The organism is Streptomyces sp. NPDC056224, from assembly GCF_042267665.1.
In the GTDB taxonomy this organism is placed as follows: Bacteria; Actinomycetota; Actinomycetes; order Streptomycetales; family Streptomycetaceae; genus Streptomyces.
Genome location: NZ_JBHJTK010000034.1, coordinates 16727 through 31085 on the forward strand (window position 1 = coordinate 16727; position 14359 = coordinate 31085).

Sequence of the window (14359 nt, forward strand, 5' to 3'; positions counted from 1 at the left end):
AGAGCGACGGAGAGTGCGATGAACGACACCGACCCACCGGCCGACCACGTCTTCTTCCTCGCCGCCGCCGCGGCACTGGAGACCATCGACCAGGCCGTGAGGGACGCGCAGCAGCCGTCCACAGGACCGGTGGCGCCGACGGCGCTGCCCGCGCCGGACCCGGGACCGCACCCGGCTCTGGCCGCGCTGCTGATGCTGCGCGAGGTCCGTGAGCAGCTCGCCGGCTGGGAGAGCGTCCTGATCGAAAACGCCCGCGGCCGGGGCGCGAGCTGGGCCGACCTCGCCGGCCCCCTCGGGGTCGCCAGTCGTCAGGCCGCCGAACGCCGCTACCTGCGGCTGCGCCCCGGCGCCGCCGGAAGCACCGGGGAGCAGCGCGTCCAGGCCACCCGCGACTCACGAGCCGCCGACCGCACCGTGACTGCCTGGGCCCGGGGCAACGCGGCAGACCTGCGTCGGCTCGCCGGCCAGATCACCGCCCTCACCGGTCTCCCCGACAGCGCCCAGAGCGCCGTCGACGACCTGAACGTGGCTCTCGCCGACCATGACGCCGCCCGCCTCGTCCGGCCGCTGACGGACACCCGGCCGCATCTGCGTCCCGAGGACGCCGAACTCGCCGAACGCATCGACGCCTTGACTCGACACGCCGACCAACTCCGCCAGGACACCCGCGACCAGCGCGGCACGTGACCCGTGACCCCGGACCGCCGACCGGCCGGCGCGCGCCGCAGGGGAGCTGCCGGTCGGCGGCGGGAGTGCGGGTCCGGGTGCGCGCGGCCGCTTGGCCGGCACCGACCTGACCGGCTACGAGGCCGAGGCCGAGGCCGAGTCGGTCGACGGGAGCTCGGGCTCAGGCCCGCGGTGGTCGGGCGTCCGGCTCCCGCGCCCGTTCGGCGTTGAACTGGGCGCCGGTGAGCAGGGCCAGGTTGGCGAACCAGAGCCAGACGACGAAGACCACGATGCCGGCCAGCGAGCCGTAGAGCCTGCCGTAGGTGTCCAGTTCCGTGTACAGCGTGAAGAGCCCCGAGGCGGCCAGCCAGAGCAGGGCCGCCAGTACGCCGCCGGGCAGGCCCCGCCGGGTGCCGCGGCTCTGGGCCGGGCCGGTCCGGAAGAGGGTCAGCACCAGCAGGGTGACGATCACCACCAGCACGGGCCAGCGCAGGAGCGTGATGCTGTCCAGGCCGCCCCCGCCGGCGGCGTGTGACACCCGTCGGGCCAGCGGCCCGGACACGACGAGCCCCACGGCGCCGGCGACGAGCAGGACCAGCAGCAGCACGGCGTTGATGACCAGCGCGTGGGCCGCACGGAGCGGAGGCCGCGTATCGGGCACCCGGTGCATCGTGTGCAGGGCGCGGCGGAACACCGCCAGGTAACTGCACGCCGACCACACCGCGCTCAGCGCCCCGCTGATCAGCAGAGCCCAGATCGAGGACTGCTCCGCCGAGAGGCCGTCGAGCGCATCGCGCAGTACCTGCGCCGATTGAGGCGGTGCGTACGAAGTGAGTTCGGTGATCAGCCGGTGCCTCGTCGTCTCGCCCAGCAGCCCCACGAGGGAGACCGCGATGACGAGCGCGGGCAGGAGCGCCAGTACGGCGTAATAGGTGAGGGCGGCCGCGTGGTCGGCGAGATTGTCGGTCCAGACGCGGACGGCCGTACGCCGCAGTTGGGCGCGGGTGCGCGCAGCGAGGGCGTCGGCGGATGGACTGCCTCGGCGTGATGCGGTGCGGGGGATGTCGGTCACCCCGCGCGCGTGCCCGTCAGGCACGGGCGCATGCGCCCGTGAGCTTCCGCGCATGGGTGCACCGGCCACGCGCGGCGGCGCGGTGGGGAGCCCGAGGACGGCGCGGCGTCGATGAACCGTTCACCCGCGGCGACCTTCCGGACGGCCCGTACGGGGCGGCCCGGCGAGCCGTCCTCGTCCACGCAGCCGCGGGCCTCGGCCCGACAGGCCCGGTGCAGCGAACCGGGCGCGCCCGTCGACGCGAGCACCGGTACCGAGGCCGGGGGCGCGAGGACCGTGCGGCCCGCGCGTCCCCGGCCCCGGCTACGGCAGCATCGTGTGCTCCCCTCGGTGGACGAACCAACGACACCACAGGCGTGCCCCCGGATCCCCCACGAGGCGGGCCCCCTTGGAGACCGACCCGTCCCGCGCTGTCCGCCCCTCCGGCCGCGGATCAGACCTCGCCGCGCCAGGCGCCCGTCTCGACCCCGCGCGACTCGATGAACAGCTTGAAGCGCTTCAGATCACCCGTGACCTGACGCTTGACGAAGCCGAGCTTGTCGGCGGCCGCCTCGGCCAGGCCGTCGGGCACCCAGTTCATGTGCAGGACGACCTTGGTGGTGGTCGCGTCGATCGGCTGGAAGGTGACGAGCCCGGCCTGGCGGGGCTCCCCGTCGACCGTCATCCACGCGACGCGCCGGTCCGGAAGCTGCTCGGTGATCTGCGCGTCGAACTCGCGCTGCACACCGTTCACGTTCGTCACCCAGTGGGTGAGCGTGTCCGAGCGCTGGTCGATGCGTTCGACCCCCTCCATGAAGGCGGGGAACTCCTCGAACTGCGTCCACTGGTTGTAGGCCGTGCGTACGGGGACGTTGACCTCGACATACTCCTCGACGTGCGACATGTGCACCCCTTCCGTGTCGTCGGCAGCCCCGCACCCCGAGGTGCGGGTCGTCCTGTCAGGACGTCTGGGGGCGCGGCTACCCGCGGCTGAGGGCGCCATGCGGGGCCCGGGCAGCGTGGTGCCCACGGTGCTCGCGCGCCCGGTGTCAGCTCCCTTCCCCTGGGCAGGCGCGTGAAGTCCATGCCGCCTACATCCGCTGAGGGGATATGAACAGCGCTCTTCTCCTGCTGACCGTCCTGGGAGGCTCGATCCTCGTCACCGTCGTGGCCGGATGGGCCGCCGACCTGCTGTTGCGCCGAGCCGACGCACGGCACCCCGAAACGCCCCTGTGGAACCTGCTCCGCCGCTGCCGGCGCGCCCTGCAGATACTGCTGCTCGCCGCGCTGCTCAAGGGCGCCTACCGGGACACGGCATGGTCGCCGCTGCACGACAACGCGGCCACCGTGGGCCGGATGCTCACGCTCACCCTGATCGGTGCCGGGGCCTGGCTGATCGTGGCGGTGGCCTCCGCCGTCGTCGAGTCGGGCTACGCCCGCTACGCCACCGGCACCCGCGACCCGGCCCGAGTGCGCCGGGTCCGTACCCAAGTGACGCTCATCATGCGGGTCGTGACGGTCGTCGTGACCGTCGTCGCGGCCGCCGCCATGCTGCTCACCTTCCCGGGCTTCCGCGCGCTCGGCACCTCCCTGCTGGCCTCCGCCGGGCTCATCGGGATCGTGGCCGGCGTCGCGGCCCAGTCCACGCTCGGAAACCTCTTCGCCGGCTTCCAGATCGCCTTCGGCGACATGGTGCGCATCGGCGACACGGTGGTGGTCGCAGGCGAGTGGGGGGTGGTCGAGGACATCACCCTCACCTTCCTCGCCGTTCGCACGTGGGACGAACGCCGGATCACCATGCCCGTCTCGTACTTCACCACCCGCCCCTTCGAGAACTGGTCCCGCGGCGGCGTCCAGATGACCGGCACCGTCTTCCTCCACTGCGACCACAGCGCGCCCGTCGACCTCATGCGCGACAAGGTCCACGAGATCCTGCACAACTGCCGGGAGTGGGACGGCCGCGGCTGGGACCTCGCCGTCACCGAGACGACTCCCTCCACCATCGTGGTACGGGCCATCGTCACGGCCAAGGACGCCGACGACCTGTGGACGGTGCGCTGCGCCGTGCGGGAGCAGCTGATCGCCTGGCTCGCGGAGAAGCACCCGGACGCACTGCCGCGCGTCCTCGTGGGCCCGGTTTCGGCAGCGGGCGACACCGCCGCCGAGCGCAGCCGGTGACGTCTCTCTGCCCCGGAGGAGCGACCGGCAGCAGACCTGCGGCCCGTGGCGGCGCAGCCCCTGGGCGGCCGGTTCCGGCCGAACCGCTCGGGCGCCACGGCGGTCGGCACGGTGGCGAGGAACGGTTCCCCGCCACCGTGCCGGCCGGCGTGGCGGTCCGGCACTTCAGCCGTAGGCGACCGTCACCTCGCGGAAGCCCAGAGAGCGCAGCAGCCCCTCCAGCATCGAGGTGGTGTTCTTCTCGGCGCGTTCGGTGAGGCCGCTGTCGCGGGCCGCTTCGTCGATGTGCTGAGCGGCGAGCTTCTGCACGGCCTGCTCACTGGCCGGGTTGTCGGAGAACAGATCACCGATCCGGTCCAGCAGGCCGCGTTCCTTCGACACCGCGTACGAACGGTTCGGATCCAGGGCTGCCGTGCCGAGCGCCGCGTGCGGTGCGGTCCTCGTTCACGGTGACGTTCCGTTCGCCCAGCCCGCCCAGGTCGACGTGGCCGCCGACCGTGCCGGAGCCCACGTACAGGGTGCGGGTCCCGCGGATCGCATCCGGCAGGAACGCCGCATCCTTCTCCAGGTCCACGACCACTTGGAAGTTGCCGACCGCTGCCTCGTAACGGTTCATGTCCTGGATCGACTTGAGCAGCGCGGGAGCGGAACGGTCCCGGCTGTCCTCGCCGAAGAGGCCGCCGAGCCCCGGAACCAGGCTGAAGCGCTCCGCGAGCACCGTCAGCACCATGACCACCGCCAGGCCGACGGCGATCCATCCCCACCACGGGCGCCGCGAGCCGCCCGGCCGATCAGAAGAGGTCTTCATACGCGGCGGATACCCCGTGAAGGCGGCTCCAGCGCGACTGGCTGCGGCGAGTCCGCCGAGGGCGGAGTCCTACCGGTGCCGCGCGAGGGTGCGCACAAGGACGATCAGGGCGAAGACGATGACGAGCAGGTGCATCCAGACGGGGCCGGACGCCGGGGCCAGGGACAGCGGGATGAGCTGATGAGAGGTCATGGTGCGCTCCTGCCCCCGACGGCCGGATTGACGCGTGGGCCGCTTGGACGAGGCCCGGCCCGGCCCGGACGGCACACGGCCCGGCCCGGACGGCACACCGCAGGGGCTGACGCGGGGACCGAAGTTGACATCCTCGGCGCTTGCGAACTACCTTCGCGATTGCTTAAGGACATGAACCATCTATTTCCTTAAGCATTCTCGCCACCCGGGGCAGCACGATCAGAGGAAGGGCCAGACATGAACCCCGCCCAGCACCGAGCTGCCGTCGCAGCCGAGACCGCCGGATTCCTCGCCGTGGTCACAGCGGCCGACCTCTCCACCCCGGTGCCGACCTGCCCCGGCTGGACCCTGGGGGACCTCACGCAGCACGTCGGGAGCGTGCACCGGTGGTTCACCGAGCTGCTTCGCCGCGGCATCCAGCAACCGCCGACCAGCCGTGAGGTGGACCTGCGCCTGCCGGCGCACCCCGACGGCCTCCCGGACTGGCTGGCCGCGAGCGCGACGGAGGCCGCCGCCGTGTTCGCCGCCACCGACCTGGAGGCGCCGATGTGGGCCTGGGGAGTCGACCAGCACGCCCGGTTCTGGGTTCGGCGCATGCTCTTCGAGACCCTCGTCCACCGTGCCGACGCCCAACTCGCGCTCGGGTCCACACCGCACATCGACCGCGTACTGGCGGTCGACGGCATCGACGAGTTCCTCACCAACCTGCCGTTCGCATCCTCCTTCGCGCCGCTGACCGCCCAACTCCGGGCCGCCGACCGGACCGTTCGCTTCAGCTGTACGGACGGCAACGGCGGCGGAGACTGGGTGGTCCGCCTGCGCCCCGACGGCTTCGGCCTGGTGGCTGACGGCGCCGGGCCCCGCGTGGCGGACGCCACGGTCCGGGGAACGGCCGCCGACCTCCTGCTGCTCCTCTACGGCCGCCTGGACCGCCGGAGCGACGCCTTCGACCTGCTCGGCGATCCGGACCTGCTCGACCACTGGTTCGACCACTCGGCCTTCTAGGCCCGGACCACCGCGACGCGGGGCCGGTCAGGTTCCGGGCGGCCGTGACACGGTCCTCGTCGTGCAGCGAGGTGTCCGCGACGTGGCGGGCGAGCCATAGGGCGCCCGGTGAGTTCCCGGGGAGCTCCATATGACGAACAGCGTCCGGCGGCCGCTGCTCAGTCGGGCCGGTTCCGGCCGGATCGCCGCCACGGCCGACGGAGTCGCGTCCTGCGCTGCGTCCGGCCGGCGGCCGTTCGTGCGTAGGCGACGGCGCTGATCCCCGTTCCGCCGGCCGCAACGACCGGGGCGATCCACCACAGCCCGTCGGTCATGCGCGCGAGCGCGAAGGCCACCACCAGGAACCCGCATGTGGCCAGCACGGTCACGGCCAGGTGCGGCAGCGCCTCGTCCTGCGCGCGTGCCAGATCGCGGTCGACCCGCTGCGTCGCCGTTCGGATGGCGTGCCTGCGCCGGGCATCCATCGCGAGGAGGTCCCGGGGCGCGGGCGGCCCTTCGTCGCGCATCCCGCCGCGGCGCGCTTCCTCACGGCGTGCTTCCTCGCGGCGCTCCTGCTCGCGGCGCCCCTCCTCACGGCGTGGGCCCCCGTCGGAGCCGTCGCCCGCACTGCCGTCTGTAGTCGAGGGCATGGTCCGCCTTCTCTCACTGGGTCCTCGGTCAGGGGACGATCGGCACCCGGCCGGCTGCCAGCAACCTCGCCAGCGCCTCGATCAGTTTCCGGTGGTCGTCGACGAACTGGCCCAGCTCGGGGGCGTCCACGGACAGCATGCCGAAATGCCGGGAGCCGTCGGCGACCGGAGCGGCGATCACGGCCTTGTAGCTGTTGCCGGACGTCGGCCGCAGATGGCTGATCCGGCTGGGTGTTCCGTCCACGGCCCACACCTGATCGACGTCCAGTATCTCCGTCTTGATATGGGTTCCGCCCGTGCTGTTGCCGGGAATCACCGATCGGGGCGGGGCGGCGTTGGTCGGGCGGAACCCGCGTAGCCGGAAGTCTCCCGAGGGCGTCAGTTCGTAGTACGCGCTCCTCGCGCGCGCCTCGGAGAGCGGGGTGATCGGCGGCACGGTCAGGTCCACGGCCGCCTCCAGCACCGTCGTGACCAGTCTGTCGAATTCCCCGGTCAGCGTCGGATCGGGTGGCGCGCCCGGCACAGCGGGCGTGGGGTTGAGGGCGCTGTGCCGGGACGCCTGCGCCTTGACGCTCGCGGCGACCGCCGGCAGCACTGTCGTGTAGAGCACGGTCAGCTCGGTCTCCGCTTTGATCGCGCGTTCGCGGGCGCGTGCCCGGGCCCGCTCGGCCAGGTGGTTCTCCACGAAGGTGCCGAGGACCGCGACCATGGCCAGCGACATGCCCACCAAGTAGATCGAGCTCTTGTCGTCCTCACGGGCGAACCCCTCGCCGTACGTGCCGACCGCCACGAGCCCCGCACCGGAGAGCGCGGATATCGAGAAGAAAGAAGATGATCTTGCGCCAGTACTTCCACCCCACCAGCCGTTCCCCCCGCTCCCGGACCGTTTGAGCCGACCGCGTCGTGTCGGTGATCAGCGACGAGTCGTCCATGCATCGTTCCACGGGAGGGTGGAGGCAAACCCGGACGAGCCCGTGAGCCCTGCGGGCCCCGAACCAGTGCTCTGGTTCGGGGCCCGCCGCCTTCGGTGAGAGCCTGTTCGCCGCCGGCCGGCCGCGCACCGGCAGGACGCCGACGGTCCGGTTACTTCGGGTCGCGGTTGTACAGCGACGTGGACCAGAAGTAGCCGAGCACGGCCAGCCCCAGGCACCAGGCCACGGCCAGCCACCCGTTGTTGCCGATCTCGGTGCCGAGCAGCAGCCCGCGCAGGGTCTCGATGGCCGGGGTGAACGGCTGGTACTCCGCGATCGGCTGGAACCAGCCCGGCATCGCGTCGACCGGCACGAAGGCGCTGGAGAGGAGCGGCAAGACCATGAGCGGCATGGCGTTGTTACTGGCCGCTTCGGCGTTCGGGCTGGACAGGCCCATCCCGACCGCGATCCAGGTGAGGGCCAGCGAGACGAGAGCCAGCAGTCCGACGGCCAGGATCCACTCCAGGGTGGTGGCGTCCGTGGCCCGGAACCCGATGGCCACCGCGACCGCCCCGACGAGGACCACGCTCATCACGCACTGGAGCACACTGCCGACGACGTGCCCGATGAGTACCGACCCCCGATGGATCGCCATCGTGCGGAAGCGGGCGATGATGCCCTCGGTCATGTCCGTGGCGACGGACACCGCGCTGCCGATCGTGGTGCCGCCGATGGTCAGCATCAGGATGCCCGGGACGAGGTACGCGAGGTACTCGGACCGGTCCGCCCCGCCGGCCCCGATGCCGGCGCTCATCACATCGCCGAAGATGTAGACGAAGAGCAGCAGCAGCATGACCGGCGTGAGCAGCAGATTCAGTGTCATGGACGGGTAGCGCCGGGCGTGCAGCAGATTGCGCCGCAGCATCGTGGACGAGTCGCGTACGGCGAGGGCGAGGGAGCTCATCGGACATCCTCCTTGGGCTGGTTGGGCTGGTTGGGCTGGTTGGCCTGGCTCGGTACGGTGGAGCCGGTCAGGCGGAAGAACACGTCGTTGAGGTCGGGCGTGTGCACGGTCAGCTCGTCCGCCTCGATGCCGGCCGAGTCCAACCGGTCGAGGATGGACCGCAGCTCGCGCTGGCTGCCGTCGCTGGGGATCTGCAACGCCAGCGCCTCGTCGTCCCGGGCGGCCCCGCCCAGGGCGGAGGCGGCCGACTGGTACGCCGCCGGGTCGGAGAACCGGAGTCGGACGTGCCCGCCGGGAATCAGCCGCTTCAGTTCGTCGGCGGTGCCCTCGGCCGCGATCTTGCCGTCGTTCAGCACCGCGATGCGGTCGGCGAGCTCGTCGGCCTCCTCCAGGTACTGGGTGGTGAGGAAGATGGTGACGCCGTCGGCGACGAGTCCGCGGATGATCTGCCACATGGTGTGCCGGGAGCGGGGGTCGAGGCCGGTGGTGGGCTCGTCGAGGAAGATGATCCGCGGGTTGCCGACGAGGGTCATGGCGATGTCGAGGCGGCGCTTCATGCCGCCGGAGTAGCTCTGGGCGGCCTTCTTGGCGGCATCGACCAGATCGAACCGCTCCAGCAGTTCGGCCGTGACCCGCCGCCCCTCGCGCTTGGACAGGCGGTGCAGGTCCGCCATGAGGAGCATGTTCTCCTCACCGGTGATCAGCCCGTCGACGGCGGAGAACTGCCCGGTGACGCCGATCGCGGCCCGCACCCCGTCCGGTGACGTGGCGACGTCGTGGCCCGCGACCTGGGCCTGACCGCCGTCGGCTGCGATGAGCGTGGACAGGATCTTCACGGCGGTGGTCTTGCCGGCGCCGTTCGGCCCGAGCAGGGCGAACACGGACCCGGCCGGGATGCGCAGATCGATGCCGTCGAGGACGGTCTTGTCGCCGTACGACTTGCGCAGGCCGACGGTGGAGACGGCGACCGGAGACGGGTGAACGTCCGCCTGTCGTGATGTGGGCATGACAGAGCTGGCCATGGGGCCCTCCCGTTGGATGGCTGAAGTGGCTGGGATCGTGCGTGAGTTGGGGGGGTTGTGTTTCCGGGGTCAGGCCTTGGCGCGGCGGATGTCGATGTTGCCGTGCCGGGTGCGGGCGCGGATCTTGACGGTGTCCTCGGTCTCCTCCGGGGCATCCGACGCGGTGAGCGTGTTGCGCACCTGGCCGGAGCCGGAGCTGACGTCGAGCCAGGCGGCCGTGCCCGCGCCGACGCCGACCTCGATCGCACCGTAGGAGGTCTCCAACTGCACGGTGCCGCTCTTCACTTCGCCCACGCGCAGGGTGCCGTGGGCGGTGGTGGCGGTGACCGAGCACTCGGCGCGCCGGATCTCGATGTCCCCGTTGGCGCCGCTCACCCGCAGCTCGCCCGTCGCGGCGCCGACGGTCGTGGTGCCGTGCGAGTTCTTCAGGACGGCGGGGCCGTCGACGAGGCCGACGCGCAGGCTGCCCGAGCTGGTGGTGATCTCGGCGGTGCCCTCGACCCGGTCCACGGTGATCGAGCCGTGTGACGCGGTCAGGTTCAGCGGGCCGGTCGTGTCGAAGCGGACGTCGCCGGCGGACGTCTTCACGCGGACCTCGCCGAGCCGGCCCTCGCCGAGCACCTGAGCCCAGGCGCCGGTCATGTCGACGCGTGAGCCCGTGGGCAGTTCGACCGTCACGTCGACGGTGCCGGTGCGGCCGAACAGGTTGGACTTGGGCGTCCTGACGGTCAGTACGCCGCTCGCGTACGTGACCTCGGTCTGGTCGGCCGCCCGTACGTCCTGGTCCCGCTTCGGGTCGCGGGGTTGCACCGCGACGACGGTGTCGGGGCGGTCGTCCGTGGTGAACTGGATGGAACCGGCCTCCAGGCGCGCGGTGACCGAGATCGGTTCGGGAGTGTCGAAAGAAGGCATGGCTGTCCCGTCCTCTTGGGTCTTCGGAACGTCCCGGCTGGTGGGACGCCGTGTGGATGCAGTGGTGCGGGTGTACCGGTGGGGTGAATCGGTGAATCGGTGACCTGGTGACCTGGTGACCTGGTGACCTGGTGCGGGTTGGGTGCGGCTAGCGCACCCAACCCGTGAAGCTCTGCCCGATGCTCTGGGTCCTCCCCGTCGTGCGCGGCCGCGCGCCGCCGTCGACCGCGGCCGAAACGGCCCGCACCAGCCACGCGTTGACCGACAGGCCCTCGCGGCTCGCGGCTTCCTCGGCGCGCGCCTTGAGATGGGCCGGCAGGCGCAGATTGACGCGCGCGGTGCCGCCCTCGTCGAGGTCGGCGGGAGTCTGCGCCCTGAGTGCTTCGACGGGCGCGGCGGCCGCTTCCATGGGGCCGCTGTCGGCGGGCGGCAGTGTCACCACGAAGTCGGGGTCCAGACCGCGCAGCCGTACGTCGACCGAGCCGGGGGCGAGCTCGCGGGTGATCTCGTCCATCGCGGCGGAGAGCACGTTGAGCATGGTGAGACGGGTCGCCGACTCCAGGGGAGCCGTGAGCCTCTCGGCCAGCTCGCGGGCGTCTGCCCCGCCGGCTTCGGCGGCCACCGCGAGTTCACGGCGGAGGGTGTCGACATACGGGGTGAGGTCCATAACGCCATCATGGCACCACTATGGCGCCACTGGCAAGTGTGGGTGGCGCAGTATCGGCAGCTTGCTTGCGAGTGGCACGTCTGACCTGCGAAAACGGGGAGACGGCGCCGTCGGCGAGGGTGGCGTCACGCGTGCTCACGGGCATTGAGTGGCGTGGATTGGTGCCAGATGACGCCAAGTGACGCCATCTGGTGCCACCTGGCGCCATGTGGTGCCACGTGGTGACAGCGGGACCAGGGAACCGGGCGGCGCCCGCGCTGCGGCCCCTGGATGGATGGCGGTGGCGCTCCGTCCGGTCCGGCCGGGAACTCGCCGACCGCTTGCGGCCCGCGTGCACGAGACGCATGGCCCGGCGCATCATCGCGCTGTCACGGGGCAACAAGGCTGCCATGACGACAAAGAACGGCACGGACGCGAGACGCTCACCGCTCCTGTGGCTCGTACCGGCCCAGGCGGCAGCGATGGTGACGCTGGGCCTGTTCGTGACCGGACTACCGGCCGGCCACCGGCTGCTGTCGGCGGAGGACCGTGTCACGAACGCGTTCGCCGCGCACCGGACCCCGTGGGCGGACTCCGTGTCGCAGTGGCTGTCCGCCGTGGCCTCCACACAAGCCATCGTCGGCCTGACGCTGATCTGCGTCGTCGCCCAACTCGTGCTGCGCCCCACTGCGCGCCGGGCCGACGCGGTCTTCCTGGGCGCGTCGGTCGCCGTGCAATCGGCTGTCTTCCTGGTCGTGACGATGTGCGTGGAACGCCCGCGCCCCGACGTGCCCCGCCTGGACGACGCGCCGCCCACCTCGAGCTTCCCCTCCGGCCACGTCGGTGCCTCCGTGGCCCTGTACGGCGGGCTGGCCACGCTGGTGTGGACCCGCGTTCGCGGCCCGTGGCGATATGTCGCGGCGGCGGTTCTGGTGCTGGTCCCGCCGGCGGTCGGGCTGTCCCGCATGTACCGGGGCATGCACCACCCCTCCGACGTGGCGGGCGGCTTGGTCAACGGCGTCGCCACTCTGCTCGTCGTGGGCTCGGTGTTCCTGTCCGGCCGCACCCGCGACACGGACGGCGCTCCGGACGCGGTCCTCCCCGCCGACCCCATCCCGGCCGCCCGTGAAGCAGTACGGCCGGACGGGCCCGGAGGCGGCCGTTCAGGGTGGCGGGCCGTGGTGGTCCGCCACCCGCACGGCTGTGGCGACGACCTCGCCGAGCGGGTGCGCCTCAACCTCCACCGCCACGGGTACACCGACCAACGGTGGACCTCCACCTCTCTCGAACAGCCCTGCGGGAACCTGCCCGAGGAGTGCGCGGAACCAGAAGTCGACCTGGTCGTCGTCTGCGGCGGAGACGGCACGGTCCGCGCCTGCGCCGACGTGGTGGCCGGCACCGGCACCCCGCTGGCGCTCGTGCCCTGCGGGACGGGCAACCTCCTCGCCCGCAACCTGGACCTTCCCCTGGATCCGCTGACCGCCCTCGAAGAGGCCCTCGCCGGCGGCGTCTTCCCGATCGACGTGGGACGGGTGTGGGGCGACGGCCTTCCGCCGACGCGGTTCACGGTGATGACGGGAGCCGGATTCGACGCCGCCACGGTCCGCGACACCTCGCCCGCGCTCAAGGCCCGCCTGGGCTGGGCGGCGTACGCCCTGTCGGCCGCCCGCCACCTGGGAGACCCGGGCATGCGCCTGACCGTCCGGCTGGACGGGGGCCGGGCCTTTCGACGCCGGGCCCGGATGGTTGTCGTCGGGAACGTCGGCGCGCTCCAGGGAGGCCTCGAACTCCTGCCCCGGGCACGGCCGGACAGCGGACGGCTGGAAGTCGTGCTCTTCGACCCCCACGGCGCGGCGGGCTGGCTCGCGGCGGCCGGACACCTGGCCGCACGGGTACTCCGTACGGGCGCCCACGCGCCCGACGCCCTTCCCCACGCGCCGAACGGCCGCCGGACCGTGGCCGGAGGCGCCCTGGAGTACTTCAGCGCACACCGGGTCGAGATCCGCTTCGCCGACGGACAGCCACGGGAGGTCGACGGCGACACCATGACGCACGGCTCCCGGCTGTTCGCCGAGGTGGAACCGGGCACTCTGCGGATCCGCCTCCCCAGGGCCCCCGGAACCGCTCCGAACGAGCACGAAGGGCACGAGCACGTCGAGCACGAGCACGAGCAGGAGCACGAAGGTCTCGATCACGAACGCGAGCACACGCACACCTGCACCTGCACGCGTACCCGTTCCGGCAGCCATGGCATGGACGACGCGCACGCCCCCGCCCATGCCCCCGCGTCCCGCACCCCGCACCACTGAACGCGCCCCGGCGCCCCGCGCGCCGGGACCACACACAGTCAGGAAGCCGATGGGAACCGCGACCCGAGTACCACAGAGACGTGACGTAGTGGGCGAGGAACTGTCCGCGGACGAGGCCTGGTCCGCCCTGCGCCGGTACGGAGGCTGGAGCCTCGCCCGCGACTCCTTCGTACGCTTCCGCTACGCGGACGGCTTCAGCCACTCCCGCGCCCTCGCCCTCCAGACCGTCCTGTCCATCGTGCCCCTCGCCATCGCCGCCATCGGACTGTCCAGCGTCCTGCACACCGAGGACATCGGCCGCGTGGCCGAGCTCACCATCGGACGGATCACCAGCGGCCCCAGCCGGCAGGTGGTCGACGAGGCCCTGCGCGAGAGCCGCCGCCACGCCGGGGACGGCGGCCAGGCCGCCCTCTGGCTGGGCCTGCTCTTCTCCCTCGCCAACGTCACCACGAGCCTGTGCCAGGTCGAGCGAGGCGCCAACCGCATCTACGGCAACGAACGCGACCGGCCCTTCCTGCGCAAGTACGCCCGCGGGCTCGTCATGGCCGCCCTCGCGGGTCTTCCGCTGGGGCTCAGCTTCGTCCTCACCGTCCTCGGCAGTGACCTCACCCACGCCTTCGCCGAGGTCTACCACCTCGGGCCGACCACGGTCCGCGCCTGCGACGTCCTGCGCTGGCCGGTCGGGATCCTGCTGGCAGTACTGGCCACCAGCGTGATCTTCCGCCGTTCACCGCGCCGCGACCAGCCGGGCTACACCTGGCTCGCCTTCGGCGCCGTCGTATACCTCGGACTGTGGATCACATCGACCTGGGCGTTGAGCCTGTACGTCGGCGCCAGCAGCACCTTCACCAGCGTGTACGGACCCCTCAGCGCCCTCATGTCGCTGCTGCTGTGGTCCTATCTGACGTCCCTGGCGCTGTTCCTCGGCCTCTCCTTCGCCGCTCAACTGGAAGCCGTACGGGCCGGCGTGGGCCAACCGGTCGCACGGGACCCCGGAGTCTGACGCCCACCGCCCACCGCTCACCGCCCGCCCCGCCGCCCGAACGAATCCGACAGAAAGCCGCGT

General features: G+C 71.9%; 14 protein-coding genes and 1 pseudogene. 5 read left to right on the forward strand and 10 right to left on the reverse strand.

Going from position 1 to position 14359, the window contains the following annotated elements; genetic code table 11:
* Positions 1-18 precede the first annotated feature (18 nt).
* Positions 19-687 carry an HSP18 transcriptional regulator gene (locus ACFCZ1_RS29010; RefSeq protein ID WP_376681231.1) on the forward strand — a complete coding sequence of 223 codons (669 nt, stop codon included), beginning with the start codon at positions 19-21 and terminating at the stop codon, positions 685-687.
* Positions 688-847: 160 nt separating this feature from the next.
* Here the strand turns inward: ACFCZ1_RS29010 and ACFCZ1_RS29015 are convergent, their stop codons facing one another.
* The gene (locus ACFCZ1_RS29015) at positions 848-1738 is read right to left on the reverse strand and encodes a YihY/virulence factor BrkB family protein (RefSeq protein WP_376681232.1); all 891 of its coding nucleotides are present in this window, start codon (positions 1736-1738) and stop codon (positions 848-850) included.
* Between the two features lie 433 nt (positions 1739-2171).
* The gene (locus ACFCZ1_RS29020; protein ID WP_376681233.1) at positions 2172-2621 is read right to left on the reverse strand and encodes an SRPBCC family protein; all 450 of its coding nucleotides are present in this window, start codon (positions 2619-2621) and stop codon (positions 2172-2174) included.
* Between the two features lie 206 nt (positions 2622-2827).
* On the opposite strand from ACFCZ1_RS29020, the gene ACFCZ1_RS29025 reads away from it, so the two are divergent.
* Positions 2828-3895: a mechanosensitive ion channel family protein gene (locus tag ACFCZ1_RS29025; RefSeq protein ID WP_376681234.1), complete on the forward strand. Its 1068-nt coding sequence runs from the start codon at positions 2828-2830 to the stop codon at positions 3893-3895.
* Positions 3896-4060: 165 nt separating this feature from the next.
* Here ACFCZ1_RS29025 and ACFCZ1_RS29030 read toward each other — a convergent pair.
* Positions 4061-4703 (reverse strand): annotated as a pseudogene (locus tag ACFCZ1_RS29030) (DUF4230 domain-containing protein).
* Positions 4704-4772: 69 nt separating this feature from the next.
* Entirely contained in the window at positions 4773-4895 is a 123-nt protein-coding gene (locus ACFCZ1_RS29035; protein ID WP_376681235.1) for a hypothetical protein, read from the reverse strand.
* Positions 4896-5132: 237 nt separating this feature from the next.
* Between ACFCZ1_RS29035 and ACFCZ1_RS29040 the strand changes: the two genes are divergently transcribed.
* Positions 5133-5900, forward strand: coding sequence for a maleylpyruvate isomerase family mycothiol-dependent enzyme (locus tag ACFCZ1_RS29040; protein WP_376681236.1), 768 nt, complete (start codon positions 5133-5135; stop codon positions 5898-5900).
* Between the two features lie 158 nt (positions 5901-6058).
* Here ACFCZ1_RS29040 and ACFCZ1_RS29045 read toward each other — a convergent pair whose 3' ends face one another.
* The 6 genes from ACFCZ1_RS29045 to ACFCZ1_RS29070 form a co-directional block, all read right to left on the reverse strand.
* A complete protein-coding gene (locus tag ACFCZ1_RS29045; RefSeq protein WP_376681237.1) occupies positions 6059-6529 on the reverse strand; it encodes a hypothetical protein in 471 nt (156 codons plus the stop codon).
* Positions 6530-6557: 28 nt separating this feature from the next.
* Positions 6558-7319: a GAF domain-containing protein gene (locus tag ACFCZ1_RS29050; protein ID WP_376681238.1), complete on the reverse strand. Its 762-nt coding sequence runs from the start codon at positions 7317-7319 to the stop codon at positions 6558-6560.
* A 293-nt stretch (positions 7320-7612) separates the two neighbouring features.
* On the reverse strand, positions 7613-8404 hold the full coding sequence (locus ACFCZ1_RS29055) for an ABC transporter permease (RefSeq protein ID WP_376681239.1): 792 nt from the start codon (positions 8402-8404) through the stop codon (positions 7613-7615).
* The gene (locus tag ACFCZ1_RS29060) at positions 8401-9426 is read right to left on the reverse strand and encodes an ATP-binding cassette domain-containing protein (protein ID WP_376681240.1); all 1026 of its coding nucleotides are present in this window, start codon (positions 9424-9426) and stop codon (positions 8401-8403) included. Before ACFCZ1_RS29060 ends, ACFCZ1_RS29055 begins: the two co-directional genes overlap by 4 nt.
* Before the next feature lie 69 nt (positions 9427-9495).
* Positions 9496-10338: a DUF4097 domain-containing protein gene (locus ACFCZ1_RS29065; protein ID WP_376681241.1), complete on the reverse strand. Its 843-nt coding sequence runs from the start codon at positions 10336-10338 to the stop codon at positions 9496-9498.
* A 148-nt stretch (positions 10339-10486) separates the two neighbouring features.
* Positions 10487-11005, reverse strand: coding sequence for a hypothetical protein (locus ACFCZ1_RS29070; RefSeq protein WP_376681242.1), 519 nt, complete (start codon positions 11003-11005; stop codon positions 10487-10489).
* A gap of 389 nt (positions 11006-11394) precedes the next feature.
* Between ACFCZ1_RS29070 and ACFCZ1_RS29075 the strand changes: the two genes are divergently transcribed.
* Both ACFCZ1_RS29075 and ACFCZ1_RS29080 read left to right on the forward strand, forming a co-directional pair.
* Complete coding sequence (locus ACFCZ1_RS29075) at positions 11395-13293, forward strand: diacylglycerol kinase family protein (RefSeq protein ID WP_376681243.1); 1899 nt, start codon at positions 11395-11397, stop codon at positions 13291-13293.
* Between the two features lie 49 nt (positions 13294-13342).
* On the forward strand, positions 13343-14296 hold the full coding sequence (locus ACFCZ1_RS29080; protein WP_376681244.1) for a YihY/virulence factor BrkB family protein: 954 nt from the start codon (positions 13343-13345) through the stop codon (positions 14294-14296).
* Positions 14297-14359 lie beyond the last annotated feature (63 nt).

What these genes read in the sequence shown, in the direction of transcription:
- ACFCZ1_RS29055 (WP_376681239.1), bottom strand. Translation starts at nt 8,404, where the DNA reads ATGAGCTCCCTCGCCCTCGCCGTACGCGACTCGTCCACGATGCTGCGG.
- ACFCZ1_RS29080 (WP_376681244.1), top strand. Translation starts at nt 13,343, where the DNA reads ATGGGAACCGCGACCCGAGTACCACAGAGACGTGACGTAGTGGGCGAG.
- ACFCZ1_RS29075 (WP_376681243.1), top strand. Translation starts at nt 11,395, where the DNA reads ATGACGACAAAGAACGGCACGGACGCGAGACGCTCACCGCTCCTGTGG.
- ACFCZ1_RS29035 (WP_376681235.1), bottom strand. Translation starts at nt 4,895, where the DNA reads ATGACCTCTCATCAGCTCATCCCGCTGTCCCTGGCCCCGGCGTCCGGC.
- ACFCZ1_RS29060 (WP_376681240.1), bottom strand. Translation starts at nt 9,426, where the DNA reads ATGGCCAGCTCTGTCATGCCCACATCACGACAGGCGGACGTTCACCCG.
- ACFCZ1_RS29070 (WP_376681242.1), bottom strand. Translation starts at nt 11,005, where the DNA reads ATGGACCTCACCCCGTATGTCGACACCCTCCGCCGTGAACTCGCGGTG.
- ACFCZ1_RS29065 (WP_376681241.1), bottom strand. Translation starts at nt 10,338, where the DNA reads ATGCCTTCTTTCGACACTCCCGAACCGATCTCGGTCACCGCGCGCCTG.
- ACFCZ1_RS29045 (WP_376681237.1), bottom strand. Translation starts at nt 6,529, where the DNA reads ATGCCCTCGACTACAGACGGCAGTGCGGGCGACGGCTCCGACGGGGGC.
- ACFCZ1_RS29010 (WP_376681231.1), top strand. Translation starts at nt 19, where the DNA reads ATGAACGACACCGACCCACCGGCCGACCACGTCTTCTTCCTCGCCGCC.
- ACFCZ1_RS29020 (WP_376681233.1), bottom strand. Translation starts at nt 2,621, where the DNA reads ATGTCGCACGTCGAGGAGTATGTCGAGGTCAACGTCCCCGTACGCACG.
- ACFCZ1_RS29025 (WP_376681234.1), top strand. Translation starts at nt 2,828, where the DNA reads ATGAACAGCGCTCTTCTCCTGCTGACCGTCCTGGGAGGCTCGATCCTC.
- ACFCZ1_RS29040 (WP_376681236.1), top strand. Translation starts at nt 5,133, where the DNA reads ATGAACCCCGCCCAGCACCGAGCTGCCGTCGCAGCCGAGACCGCCGGA.